Annotated in this window: 14 protein-coding genes; 9 read left to right on the top strand and 5 right to left on the bottom strand. The window is 70.3% G+C overall.

Annotated elements, in window-relative coordinates; genetic code table 11:
- The first annotated feature begins 194 nt into the window (after nt 1-194).
- The 5 genes from MUN74_RS07895 to MUN74_RS07875 are packed head-to-tail and all read left to right on the top strand — an operon-like array spanning nt 195 to nt 5,169.
- Nucleotides 195-872, top strand: coding sequence for a GntR family transcriptional regulator (locus MUN74_RS07895; protein WP_244855939.1), 678 nt, complete (start codon nt 195-197; stop codon nt 870-872).
- A gap of 30 nt (nt 873-902) precedes the next feature.
- Entirely contained in the window at nt 903-2,438 is a 1,536-nt protein-coding gene (locus MUN74_RS07890; protein WP_244856389.1) for an MmgE/PrpD family protein, read from the top strand.
- Nucleotides 2,438-3,337 (top strand): methylisocitrate lyase, encoded by a 900-nt coding sequence (gene prpB, locus MUN74_RS07885; protein WP_244855938.1) that lies wholly within the window; start codon nt 2,438-2,440, stop codon nt 3,335-3,337. Before MUN74_RS07890 ends, prpB begins: the two co-directional genes overlap by 1 nt.
- A gap of 32 nt (nt 3,338-3,369) precedes the next feature.
- Nucleotides 3,370-4,503, top strand: a complete 1,134-nt coding sequence (locus MUN74_RS07880) for a bifunctional 2-methylcitrate synthase/citrate synthase (RefSeq protein WP_244855937.1) — start codon at nt 3,370-3,372, stop codon at nt 4,501-4,503.
- 18 nt (nt 4,504-4,521) lie between these two features.
- Nucleotides 4,522-5,169: a dihydrofolate reductase family protein gene (locus tag MUN74_RS07875; RefSeq protein ID WP_244855936.1), complete on the top strand. Its 648-nt coding sequence runs from the start codon at nt 4,522-4,524 to the stop codon at nt 5,167-5,169.
- Here the strand turns inward: MUN74_RS07875 and MUN74_RS07870 are convergent.
- The gene (locus MUN74_RS07870; RefSeq protein WP_244855935.1) at nt 5,166-6,299 is read right to left on the bottom strand and encodes a M24 family metallopeptidase; all 1,134 of its coding nucleotides are present in this window, start codon (nt 6,297-6,299) and stop codon (nt 5,166-5,168) included. The genes MUN74_RS07875 and MUN74_RS07870 overlap by 4 nt on opposite strands.
- A 128-nt stretch (nt 6,300-6,427) precedes the next feature.
- Here MUN74_RS07870 and MUN74_RS07865 point away from each other — a divergent pair, with 128 nt between their 5' ends.
- Nucleotides 6,428-6,991, top strand: a complete 564-nt coding sequence (locus MUN74_RS07865) for an acyl-CoA thioesterase (protein ID WP_244855934.1) — start codon at nt 6,428-6,430, stop codon at nt 6,989-6,991.
- Nucleotides 6,992-7,000: 9 nt separating this feature from the next.
- On the opposite strand, the gene MUN74_RS07860 is transcribed toward MUN74_RS07865, so the two are convergent.
- Complete coding sequence (locus MUN74_RS07860) at nt 7,001-7,594, bottom strand: TetR/AcrR family transcriptional regulator (protein WP_244855933.1); 594 nt, start codon at nt 7,592-7,594, stop codon at nt 7,001-7,003.
- A gap of 118 nt (nt 7,595-7,712) precedes the next feature.
- Between MUN74_RS07860 and MUN74_RS07855 the strand changes: the two genes are divergently transcribed.
- Both MUN74_RS07855 and MUN74_RS07850 read left to right on the top strand, forming a co-directional pair.
- Nucleotides 7,713-9,194 (top strand): MFS transporter, encoded by a 1,482-nt coding sequence (locus MUN74_RS07855; protein ID WP_244855932.1) that lies wholly within the window; start codon nt 7,713-7,715, stop codon nt 9,192-9,194.
- A gap of 61 nt (nt 9,195-9,255) precedes the next feature.
- Nucleotides 9,256-9,744: a P-loop nucleotide/nucleoside kinase family protein gene (locus tag MUN74_RS07850; protein WP_244855931.1), complete on the top strand. Its 489-nt coding sequence runs from the start codon at nt 9,256-9,258 to the stop codon at nt 9,742-9,744.
- Nucleotides 9,745-9,762: 18 nt separating this feature from the next.
- Here MUN74_RS07850 and MUN74_RS07845 read toward each other — a convergent pair whose 3' ends face one another.
- Both MUN74_RS07845 and MUN74_RS07840 read right to left on the bottom strand, forming a co-directional pair.
- Nucleotides 9,763-10,863: an AI-2E family transporter gene (locus tag MUN74_RS07845; RefSeq protein ID WP_244855930.1), complete on the bottom strand. Its 1,101-nt coding sequence runs from the start codon at nt 10,861-10,863 to the stop codon at nt 9,763-9,765.
- 78 nt (nt 10,864-10,941) lie between these two features.
- Nucleotides 10,942-11,448: an SRPBCC family protein gene (locus MUN74_RS07840; protein WP_244855929.1), complete on the bottom strand. Its 507-nt coding sequence runs from the start codon at nt 11,446-11,448 to the stop codon at nt 10,942-10,944.
- A gap of 86 nt (nt 11,449-11,534) precedes the next feature.
- On the opposite strand from MUN74_RS07840, the gene MUN74_RS07835 reads away from it, so the two are divergent.
- Complete coding sequence (locus MUN74_RS07835; protein ID WP_244855928.1) at nt 11,535-11,897, top strand: hypothetical protein; 363 nt, start codon at nt 11,535-11,537, stop codon at nt 11,895-11,897.
- A 46-nt stretch (nt 11,898-11,943) separates the two neighbouring features.
- Here the strand turns inward: MUN74_RS07835 and MUN74_RS07830 are convergent, their stop codons facing one another.
- Complete coding sequence (locus MUN74_RS07830; RefSeq protein ID WP_370647362.1) at nt 11,944-12,372, bottom strand: winged helix-turn-helix transcriptional regulator; 429 nt, start codon at nt 12,370-12,372, stop codon at nt 11,944-11,946.
- Nucleotides 12,373-12,444: the final 72 nt, after the last annotated feature.

Here is a 12,444-nt window from a genome sequence, read left to right as displayed (position 1 = left end):
GCCGGGAAATCGCCGCGGAGGTCTGAGACCGCTCGGGTGCCGATGCGGTCGAGGTCGGTGGTGCTCATCCCTTCAATCGTCCCACGCATGTGAGGGGTGACGGCTGGGAAGCTCATGTATACACAGCGAGCAGAAATGCTCGATATTTGCGCAGACGACCGCGCGAGCGTATACATGAGTGGGGGGAGGGAAGCATGCGAGCGAGTGAACGCGCCTATCAGGCGCTCCGCGAGGAGATCCTCGACGGCGTGCTCGCGCCTGGAACGGCCCTCGCCGAGGTCGAGCAGGCCAACCGGCTCGGCGTCTCCCGCACCCCCGTTCGCGAGGCGCTCGCCCGGCTCGAGGCCGACGGGCTCGCGACCGCCGCCTCGGCGCGGGTGCTGCAGGTCTCGGCGCTCGACGCCGCGAGCATCGCCGCGCTGTACGAGGTGCGCGAGGCGCTCGAAGGGCAGGCCGCCCGCCTCGCGGCCATGCGCCGCGACCCCGCGCGCTTCGCCCTGCTCCGCGACCGCATCGCCGAGGCGCCCGCGCTGCTCGACGACGGCGACGAGGGCCTTCGCACGTACTACGAGATCGTCGACGCGCTCGACGACGAGGTCGAGGCCGCCGTGGCCAACCCGATGCTGGCGGCGGCGCTGCAGAGCGCCAGGCTGCACTCCGCCCGCGTCCGCAGGCTCGCACGCCAGCATCCCGAACGGCTCCGCACCGCGGCATCCGAGCACCTGCTCATCGTCGATGCGATCGTCGCCGGCGACGCGGCACTCGCCGCCCACGCCACCCACGTGCACCTGCACCGCAGCCTCCGACACGCGCTCGCGTCGATCGAGGAGGGATCCGCCCCTCGTCAGCCCGACGGGCACCGCGTAGCCTGACCGATGGAACACTTCAGAAAGGTCCACCCCATGCACAACCACCACGTCCGCACGCACCGCAGCGACGAGAACCTGCAGCGCGAGGGTCAGCTCGCCTGGGCGCTCGCCGGCGTCGCGACCGACCCGGTCGAGCTCGACGACGACGTCGTCGACATGGTGGTGAACCGCGTCATCGACAACGCCGCGGTCGCGGCGGCCGCGATCGCTCGTCGCCCGGTCGTCTCGGCCCGCAGCCAGGCGCTCGCGCACCCCGTCTCGATCGGCGGCGACGGCGCGACCGTGTTCGGTGCCGACGCGGCGCGGCGCACGAGCCCCGAATGGGCGGCGTGGGCCAACGGGGTCGCGGTGCGCGAGCTCGACTACCACGACACCTTCCTCGCGGCCGAGTACTCGCACCCGGGCGACAACATCCCGCCGGTCACGGCCGTCGCCCAGCATCTCGCGCAGCGGCGCGGGCTCAGCGGGCGCGACCTCGTGCGCGGCATCGCGACGGGCTACGAGATCCAGGTCGACCTCGCCAAGGCGATCAGCCTGCACAAGCACAAGATCGACCACGTCGCCCACCTCGGCCCGTCGGCCGCCGCGGGCATCGGCACCCTCCTCGGCCTCGACCGGGAGACGATCTTCCAGGCGATCGGCCAGGCCCTGCACACGACCACCGCGACCCGCCAGTCGCGCAAGGGCGAGATCTCGACGTGGAAGGCGCACGCCCCCGCCTTCGCCGGCAAGATGGCGATCGAAGCCGTCGACCGCGCGATGCGCGGCCAGACGAGCCCGGTGCCCATCTACGAGGGCGAGGACGGCGTGATCGCGTGGCTGCTCGACGGCCCGGATGCCTCGTACGAGGTGCCCCTGCCCGACGAGGGCGAGGCGAAGCGCGCGATCCTCGACTCCTACACGAAGGAGCACTCGGCCGAGTACCAGGCGCAGGCGTGGATCGACCTCGCCCGCAAGCTGCACGACGAGTACCCGCTCATCCTCGACGCGGAGCACATCGAGTCGATCACGCTGCACACCTCGCACCACACGCACTACGTCATCGGCTCGGGCGCCAACGACCCGCAGAAGTACGACCCCGACGCCTCGCGCGAGACGCTCGACCACTCGATCCCGTACATCTTCACGGTCGCCCTGCAGGACGGCGCGTGGGACCACGACACCTCGTACTCGCCCGAGCGCGCGCACCAGCCCGAGACGGTCGCGCTGTGGAAGAAGGTCTCGACGGTCGAGGACCCCGAGTGGACGCGCCGCTACCACTCGCTCGACATCGCCGAGAAGGCGTTCGGCGGCCGCGTCGTGATCAAGCTCGCCGACGGCGGCGAGATCGTCGACGAGATCGCGGTGGCCGACGCGCACCCGCTCGGCGCCCGGCCGTTCGCCCGCGAGCAGTACGTGCACAAGTTCCGCACGCTCGCCGAGTGGGCGCTCACGCCCGACGAGATCGAGCGCTTCCTCGACGTCGCGCAGCGCCTGCCCGAGCTCGGCCCCGACGAGCTCGGCGGCCTGACCTTCACGGTCGCGCCGGGGGCGCTCACGGGCGTCGAGATCCCCGAGGGGCTGTTCTGATGCTGTACTCATCCACCCCGGCGCACGAGAAGCGGCGCCTGTTCCGCGAGCGGCTCGCGACGGGCGAGATCATGCGCTTCCCGGGCGCGTTCAACCCGCTCTCGGCGAAGCTCATCGGCGAACGCGGCTTCGAGGGCGTCTACATCTCGGGCGCCGTGCTGAGCGCCGACCTCGGCCTGCCCGACATCGGGCTCACGACCCTGAGCGAGGTCGCGGGTCGCGGCCGGCAGATCGCCCGCATGACCGAGTTGCCCGCGATCATCGACGCCGATACCGGCTTCGGCGAGCCGATGAACGTCGCCCGCACGGTGCAGGAGATGGAGGACGCGGGCCTCGCCGGCCTCCACATCGAGGACCAGATCAACCCGAAGCGCTGCGGCCACCTCGACGGCAAGCAGGTCGTCGACGACGAGACGGCGCTCCGCCGCATCCGCGCCGCCGTCGACGCGCGCCGCGACGAGAACTTCCTCATCATGGCGCGCACCGACATCGCCGCGGTCGACGGGCTGCAGGCCGCGATCGACCGGGCCAAGGCCCTCGTCGACGCGGGCGCCGACGCGATCTTCCCCGAGGCGATGCGATCGCTCGAGGAGTTCGCGGCGATCCGCGCCGCGGTCGACGTGCCGTTGCTCGCGAACATGACCGAGTTCGGCAAGAGCGAGCTCTTCACGGTGCAGCAGCTGGCCGACGTGGGCATGAACATCGTCATCTGGCCCGTGTCGCTCCTGCGACTCGCGATGGGCAGCGCGATGCGCGGGCTCGACGAGCTCGAGGCATCCGGTTCGCTCACCGCCAAGCTCGGGGACATGCAGCACCGGGCCGAGCTCTACGAGCTCGTCGACTACGAGGCGTACAACCACTTCGACACCTCGATCTTCAACTTCACCGTCGCACGCTGACGACCGCAGAACGCCAACGCAAGGGAGCATCCATGGCCGAGCAGGAGATCTACAAGGGGCTGGCCGGGGTGCCGGTCGACTACACCGCCATCTCGAAGGTCAACCCCGAGACGAACTCGCTGCTCTACCGCGGCTACCCGGTGCAGGAGCTCGCCGCCTCCTGCACGTTCGAGGAGGTCGCCTACCTGCTCTGGTACGGCGAGCTGCCGAACGACGACGAGCTCGCGGCCTTCGAGGACCGCGAGCGGTCGCTGCGCGGGCTCGACCACGAGGTCAAGCGCATCATCGACGAGCTGCCGCTCGAGGCGCACCCGATGGACGTCGTGCGCACGGCCGTCAGCGTCATCGGCGCGAGCGATCCCATGACTTCGGATGCCTCGCCCGAGGCCGACCTCGACAAGGCGATCCGCCTCTTCGCGAAGCTGCCGTCGATCGTCGCCTACGACCAGCGCCGCCGGCACGAGCTCGAGTTCGTCGAGCCGCGCGACGACCTCGGCTACTCGGCGAACTTCCTGTGGCAGGCGTTCGGCGAGGTGCCCGAGCTGCCGGTCGTGAACGCGTTCGACGTGTCGATGATCCTGTACGCCGAGCACTCGTTCAACGCTTCGACGTTCACCGCGCGCGTGATCACGTCGACCCTCGCCGACCTGTACTCGGCGGTCACGGGTGCGATCGGTGCGCTCAAGGGTCCGCTGCACGGCGGCGCGAACGAGGCGGTCATGCACACGTTCGACGAGATCGGCGCGGGCCCAGGCGGCGCCGAGCGGGCGGTAGCCTGGCTCGACGACGCGCTCGCGTCGAAGCGCAAGATCATGGGCTTCGGGCACCGCGTCTACAAGAACGGCGACTCGCGGGTGCCGACGATGCGCGACGCCATGGAGCGCATGGTCGACTTCTACGACCGCCCCGACCTGCTCGAGCTGTACGTCGCGCTCGAGCAGGCGATGGGCGAGCGCAAGAACATCAAGCCGAACCTCGACTACCCGGCCGGCCCGACCTACCACCTGATGGGCTTCGACACGCTCACCTTCACTCCGCTCTTCGTCGCCTCCCGGGTGACCGGGTGGACGGCGCACATCATGGAGCAGGCCGCGTCGAACGCGCTCATCCGCCCGCTGTCGGTGTACAACGGCGTCGACGAACGGCACGTCCCGGCCAAGGGCTGACGCAGAGGGGCTGAATCGATGTCGCACGTCTTCCTCGAGATGACGATGACGCTCGACGGCTTCACGGCCGCCCACGGCGTGAGCCTCGAGCATCCGCTCGGCATCGATGGCGAACGCGTGCACGAGTGGATCCGCAACTCGGTGTTCAGCGGCGCCGTACCCCAGTCGAGCGACGCGGTCGTCGACACCGAGCCGGCCCGCATCGATCGCGAGGCCCGCGAGCGCATGTTCGAGTCGACCGGGGCGTTCGTGCTCGGCCGTCGCACCTTCGACGTCGGTGAGGCGGCCTGGGGGGATGCCCCGGTGTTCGAGGGACGCCCGTGCTTCGTCGTCACGAGCCGCGAGCACGAACCCGTCGAGTGCGGCGGCTCCCGCTTCGAGTTCGTCACGGGCGGCGTCCGCGAGGCCGTCGCGCGGGCGAGCGAGGCCGCGAGCGCCGCGTCGGTGTGCATCATGGGCGGTGCGCGGGTCGCGCGCGACGCGTTCGCGGAGCAGCTCGTCGACGAGGCGCGGCTGCACCTGGTGCCGGTGCTGCTCGGCGGCGGTGCCCGACTGTTCCCCGACGCGGCGGAGCATCGCATCGAGCTCGACCCGCTGAGCGTCGCGCAGGGCGCGAAGGCGACTCACCTGCGCTACCGCGTGGTGCGCGACGCGCGACCGACCTAGATCGTCAGCAGTTCGACCGGCGAGTTGTTCATCAGCACCGCGCCCTCGTCGCCGACCACGACGATGTCCTCGATGCGCACGCCGAACCGTCCGGGCAGGTAGACGCCCGGCTCGATCGAGAACGCCATGCCGGGCTCGAGCGGGCGGGTGTTGCCGGCCACGATGTACGGGTGCTCGTGCACCTCGAGCCCGATGCCGTGACCGGTGCGGGTGATGAAGTACTCGCCGTAACCGGCCTGCTCGAGCACCTCGCGGGCGGCACGGTCGATCGACTCGGCCGTCGCTCCCGGCCGCACCGCGGCGACTGCGGCGCGCTGCGCCGTGCGCACCAGCTCGTGCACCTTCGCGAACTCGGGGTCGGGCTCGCCGCCCGCCACGAGGTAGGTGCGGGTGCTGTCGGAGTTGTAGCCGGCCGGGTTCGGGCCGCCGATGTCGACGACCACGGGGTCGCCCGCCTCGATCACCCGGTCGGAGGCCTCGTGGTGCGGCGACGCCCCGTTCGGTCCCGACGCGACGATCACGAAGTCGGCCGAGCGGTGCCCCTCCTCGACGAGTGCCTCGGCGATGTCGGCGGCGACCTCGTTCTCGGTGCGACCGGCGCGCAGCCACTCGCCGATGCGCAGGTGCACGCGGTCGATCGCCGCGCCCACCGCCGCGAGTTCGTCGATCTCGGCCGGCTGCTTGCGCATGCGCAGTTCGGCGATGAGCTCGCCGGCCGGCTGCAGGCGCAGCGCCGGCCGGGTCTGCTGCAGCCGGAACGCGTGCAGGTACGGCAGGTGGTCGTCGACGGCGGCGCTGCCGAGTGCGCCGCCCGCATCGAGCGCGTCCAGCAGCATCGCGTACGGGTCCTGCCCGTCGAGCCAGGTGATGAACCGGATGCCGGCCGCCTCGGCCGTGCTGCCCTCCCAGCCGCCGCGCTCCAACGCGGGCAGGACCATGACGGCGTCTCCCGGCGAACCCGACGGCACCGCGAGCAGCGTCAGCCGCTCGTGCGAGGCGACCGAGTGGCCGACGAGATAGGCGAGATCGGGGCCGGGCGCGATCAGCGAGACGTCGATGCCCGCGTCGCGGGCGGCGGCGGCCAGTCGGTCGAGGCGGTCGGTGGTCGTGGCGGTGGCGTCGGTCGACATGCCTCGGAGTCTACGGCGGGGGTCGGCTGGGCCTTCGGCACAACTTCGGCGCGAGGCATCCGCCCCCGCGTTGTCAGGATCGAACGACTATCGGAACCCACCGCGGAATCGGCATACAGTCGTTGATCATGCACATGTTCTTCCGCACGATGCTGCATTTCGTGCTCGCCCGCTTCCGCAGCCGGCTCGGCCACGGCGACGTCGCCCGCACGAACTTCATCACCCTGCCGACCGACCTCGACATCCTCAACCACATGAACAACGGGGTCTACTTCTCGATCATGGATGTCGCGCGGTTCGAGATGCTCGTGCGCAACGGCGTGTGGCAGCTCATGAAGGAGCGCGGCTGGTACCCGGTCGTCGCGAGCGAGACGATGACGTTCCGCAAGTCGCTCAACCCGTGGGACCGGTTCACGATCGAGTCGCGCATCGTCGGTCACGACGACAAGGCCGTCTACATGGAGCAGCGGTTCGTGCGGCCGTCGGCGGCAGACGGATCGCCCGAGATCTACGCGACCGGGCACATCAGGGCGCGGTTCCTGCGCAAGTCGGGCGGCACCGTGCCGATGTCCGAGCTCGTCGAGGCGTTCGGCGTCGACGGCTTCGACGGCATCCCCGAGTGGATCGAGCGCTGGGGCGATGACGTCGCGCTGCCCGCGACGCGCGCCGCGGCACCCTCGATCTGGAAGTGAGCCGGCGGCTCAGCCCGCCTTGCTGAGCCCTTCGAGCACGAGCCCGAGCTTGTCGCCGAACGTGCACGCGAAGAGCTCGTCGACCTGGTCGTCGACGTCGATGCCCACGGTCAGGTTCGACGCGATGAGCGTGTTGATGAGCATGCCCTGGGCGATGAAGCGCATGGCCCCCTCGGCGTCCATGACGCTGCGCAGGCGCTCGTAGATCGTCATGAAGCCCTTTCGGGCGACCGGGCCGATCGCCGGGTCCTGGCCCAGGATGAACCCCTGCATGAGCGAGAGCAGGATGCCGCGGTCGGTCTGCACGAGGTCGACGTAGGCCTCGCCGATGCGGGGGCCGACCGTGCGGTCGCTCGACTCGTCGGCGATCGCCCGGTCCATCGCCTCGGCGATGCGCGCGCAGGCTCGCTCGACGACCTCGATGAACAGCTGCTCCTTCGTGCCGAAGAGGCGCACGACGTACGGCTGGCTGATGCCGGCGGCCTTCGCGACGCGGTCGGTCGTGGCGCCGGCGTAGCCCTGCTCGCCGAAGACCCGGGTGGCGGCCTCGAGGATCTGCTCGCGCCGCTCCGTTGCCGGGATCCGATCGGTGCTCGAACTCATGCTTGACATGTTATCAGTCGATTACTACATTTGCTCCCGAACGGGTTATCAGTCGATTACCACACCCCGGGCGGCTCACGGTCGCACCCCAGCCCCGATCCCTTCGAAGGAGCATCCGATGTCCACCAGCGCACGCCGCATTCCCGTGTGGCTCGCCATCGTCGCGGCATCCCTGCCGATGTTCATGGCGACGCTCGACAACCTCGTCATCACCAACGCACTGCCCGCGATGGCCGTCGACCTCGGCGCCTCCATCGAGGAGCTGCAGTGGTTCGTCAACGCCTTCACGCTCGCGTTCGCGACGTTCATCCTCGCGGCGGCCGCGCTCGGCGACCGCATCGGCCGGCGCACGGTCTTCGTCGTCGCCATCGCGATCTTCACGGCCGCGAGCGCGCTCGTCGCGCTCAGCACCGAGCCGTGGCAGGTCATCGCGAGCCGCGCCGTGCAGGGCTTCGGCGCGGCGGGCATCATGCCCCTCTCGCTGACCCTGCTCGCCGGCAGCGTGCCGAAGCGCCTGCGGCCCATGGCGATCGGCATCTGGGGCGGCGTCGCCGGCCTCGGCGTCGCGCTCGGGCCCCTCATCGGCGGCGCCGTCATCGAGGGCTGGAACTGGCAGGCGATCTTCTGGCTCAACGTGCCCGTCGGCATCGTCGCGATCCCGCTCGCGCTCGCCGCACTGCCGAACGCGCTGGGCGCGAAGGCCCGCATCGACCTCGTCGGGGTCGCGCTCGCCGGCCTCGGCGTGCTCGGCGTCGTGTTCGGCATCGTTCGCGGCAACGACGCCGGCTGGGACAGCGCCGAGGTGATCGGCTCGCTCGTCGCCGGCGCCGCGCTGCTCGCCGCGTTCGTCTGGTGGGAGTCGCGCACGAGCGCCCCGCTGCTGCCGCTCCGGCTCTTCCGCGATCGCAGCTTCACGGCGGCGAACCTCGTCGGCTTCTGGTTCAGCTTCGGCATGTTCGGGTCGGTGTTCGTGCTCATCCAGTTCCTCCAGGTCGTGCAGGGTGCGTCGCCGCTCGAGGCCGGCGTGCAGACCATGCCGTGGACGCTCGCGCCCATGTTCATCGCCCCGATCGCCGGTGCCATCGCTCCCAGGGTCGGCACGCGCACGCTCATCGTCACCGGTCTCGCCCTGCAGGCGGCGGCGCTCACCTGGCTCGCGCTCGAGCTCGACCCCGACGTGGCGTACGCGTCGCTCATCGGCCCGTTCCTCATGGCCGGTATCGGCATGTCGCTCGTCTTCGCGCCGATGTCGACCGCAGTGCTCGCCCACATGCCCGAGGACGACCACGCCAAGGCCTCGGGCACGAACTCGACCCTCCGCGAGGTGGGCGTCGCCCTCGGCGTCGCGGTGCTCACGGCGGTCTTCACCGGCGCAGGCGGCGAGCTCACCCCGACCGGCTTCACGGATGCCGCGGGGCCCGCCGTGCTCGTCGGCGCCGCGGGCCTCGTGATCGCGTTCGTCGCGGCGCTCTTCCTGCCCGCCGGGCGCGGCACCGGCGACCACGGTTCGAGTGACGACGGCTCGGCGATCGAGGATGCCGCGGCCGAGGCATCCCGCACGGCCGACGAGCTCGCCGAGCGAGCGCCCGCCGCCGTGTGATCCCAGCCGGACCGGGCCGATGCGCGGGGCGACGTCGGTGGTCGAGCGTACCGTCGGCCCGGTGGCGGTGAACGAGACACGACGACCCCGCGTCGTCATGATGTGCGGGCCGGGCGGTGCCGGCAAGACCACCTACGCCAAGCGCCTCGAGCGCGACGGCTGGACGCGGCTGTCGTTCGAGGTGGAGTTCTGGGAGCGTGGGATCACGACGATGCCCTCCGCCGATGTGGTCGCCGAGGTGGCGGCAGAACTGAAGGCGAGCCTGCTGCGCCAGGTCGCGGCGGGGAACGACGTCGTGCTCGACTTCGGATTCTGGTTCCGGCGACAACGCGACGAGTATCGCGCACTGCTCGCACCCCGGGGCATCGTGCCCGAGACGGTGTACCTCGCGACGAGTCTCGAGGTCATCCTGAGTCGAGTCGGCGACCGGCACGGCAGGGGAGCGGACGACTGGCCGCTCACCGAGCAGACGGCGACCGAGTACTTCGAGCGGTTCGAGCCGCCGACGGCCGAGGAGGGGCCGCTCGAGGTGGTCTCCGAGGCCGTGTGAGCTCGGGCCCGGCCGCCCCTAGCTGCGCGCCTGCTTCGGGATGACGACCTCGCGGATGATGAGCAGGATGCCGGCCGAGATCGGGATCGCCACGAGGGCGCCGAGGAGGCCGAGCAGGGTGCCGCCCGCGAGCGCCGAGATGAGCACGATCGTGCCGGGCACCTGCACCGCCTTGCCCATGACCTTCGGCGTGAGCACGTACGCCTCGACCTGCATGTAGACGAGCATCGCGATGAGCACGATGAGACCGGCGACCGGCGATACGAAGAGGGCGACGATCGTCATGATCACGGTCGTGATGACGGTGCCGATGAGGGGGATGAGCGTGATGAAGAACGCGAGCACACCGATGAAGAGCGCATAGCGCACGCCGACGAGCGAGAGCAGGATCGTCGACCACACCGCGTTGAAGAACGCGAGCACGACCATGCCGCTGAGGTACTTGCCGACCGAGAGCATGATGCGCTCGGCGAGGCTCTCGACGCGCTCCCGGTGGCTCGCGGCCACGAGCGTGTAGCAGGCGCGCTTGGTGGTGTCGAGGGTCGCGATGAAGTAGATCGAGAGCACGACGACGAAGACGCTCGTCGAGATGCCGTCGAGCAGGGCGGCCCCGAACTGCAGCGCTCCGCCGCCGATCGCCGCCCACGTGTCGGGATCGGTGAGCACGCCGCCGATCCACTCGACGATCGACGAGAGCACGCCGTTCGTCGAGTCGTCGTACCGCTCGAACCAGCCCGAGTCGACGAGGTGGTGCACCTCGGCGGGCATCGTCTTGATGAACACCGCGGCCTGGTTGACGACGGGCGGCACCACGAGCCAGATGACGCCGATCACGACGGCGACGAAGATCAGGATGACGGTGACGATCGCCGTACCGCGCGACATGCCCCGCCGCTGGAACCAGCGGATGAGCGGGTCGAGCCCGAGCGCGACGAACGCGGCCACGAATACCGAGAGCACGACGCCCTGCAGGGCGACGAGCGCCGACGCCAGCATGAGCGCGAGCAGCACGCCGAGCGTGACGATGAACCCCCAGCGCAGGGGGTGGTCCACGAAGAGTCCGCCGCGCCGGCGGGATGCCGGGCGCTCGCGCCGGCGGAGTCGTTCTGCCGTGTTCACGCGCGTCAGTCTAGGGTGCGGCTGTTCTGCGGTGCGGATGCCCCGGCGGAGGCATCCCGATCGGTGAAGCCCGCCCGGTCAGCCCTTCGCGGCGTCGGGCACCGTCAGTCCGCGGTAGTGCGGCGAGAACGACGGGAAGTACGTCTCCCAGGCCGGCAACGCCGACCCGGAACGCGAGGCGATGAGCCGGTCGAGGTAGAAGTCCCAGCCGGGACCGATGCTCGCCGCATCCGCCCCGTCTTTCACGCGCTGGCCGAGGGTGAGGGTCGTCATGCCGCCGCCCTCGACGAGGTGGCAGAACACGCGCACGCCGCTCGGGCCCGAGCCCGAGTCGGCCGTGAACCGGTGCGGGGCGTCGCACTCGAGGATGGAGACGTTCATCCACTCGGCCCCCTCCTCGCTCATCTGGAAGCGGACGCCGCCCGTCGCCGGGCTGCCGGTGTACGTGCCGATCCAGCCCTTCATCGCGTTCGGGTTGGTGAGGCTGTACCAGACGTCCTCGATGGGGGCGTGGAACAGGCGGTCGAACTGCAGGTAGAGCCCGTCGGCCTTCAGCACGTAGTGCCCGGTCGGTTTCGCGGTCATCGTCGCCCCCAGTCGCGTCATGAACCCTGAAGTTTCATTCAATTCAGGCTAAGCCCGCCCGTGCACGAAGCACTAGAGTCGGAGCCATGAGTTCGAAGGGGCGCACGGCGCACGAAGAAGCGTTGGACATCACCGAGGGCAAGTCGGGGCTGTGGGGCTGGCTCGCGGGTCTGGTCGTGCTCGTGCTCGTCGCGCTGCCGCTGTCGGCCGCGTTCGCGTTCGCCACCAACCCGCACACCCAGCAGCTGTTCTCCGGGCGGCTCGAAGAGGTCGGCGCCGGCGCGTACCAGACGTTCTGGTGGATCGTGACGCTCTTCCTCGTCGCCGTCCCGATCCTCGTCGGCTATGTCGTCGCGAACCTGTCGGCGAAGTCGCTCGCGATCGCGGGCGCGATCATCGCGCTGTTCGTCATCGCGATCATCGTGCTCGGCCAGATGTACATCTTCTGAGCCGGCTGATCTAGCCTTCTGCTCCTCGGAGCATCCTGGTCCGCGATCACGCCTCGTCGAAGGCCTCACGCGCGTCGGTGATCTGCTCGTGGTGGGCGGCGGCCCAGCCGACGAGACCCAGCACGGGCTCCGCGAGCGAACGGCCGAGCTCGGTCGCGGCGTACTCGACGCGCGGCGGGATCTCCGCGTAGCTCGTCCGTGAGACGAGTCCGTCGCGCTGCAGGTTGCGCAGCGTCTGCGTGAGCATGCGGTGCGAGATGCCGTCGATGCGCCGCTGCAGTTCGGTGAACCGCAGCGGTTCGTCGTGCAGCAGCCCGATCACGAGCAGGCTCCACTTGTCGCCGACGCGGGCGAGTACATCGCGGATGACTCCGCTCGCCTCGTGCTCGACGCTGCACGGCGACGCCGCGACGGATGCCGCCGCCGGGCAGTCGCCGATGACGGGGTCGATCGTCAGGGGTGCCGGGTTCGCCATGGTGGTCCTCTCTCGACGCGCTCGGCGCCGATACGCACGCCGAGGTGCGTGACGCACGGTGAAGTGCGTGGC

Source organism: Agromyces sp. H17E-10, from assembly GCF_022919715.1.
Lineage (GTDB): Bacteria > Actinomycetota > Actinomycetes > Actinomycetales > Microbacteriaceae > Agromyces.
This window is presented reverse-complemented; position numbering and strand designations above follow the sequence as displayed.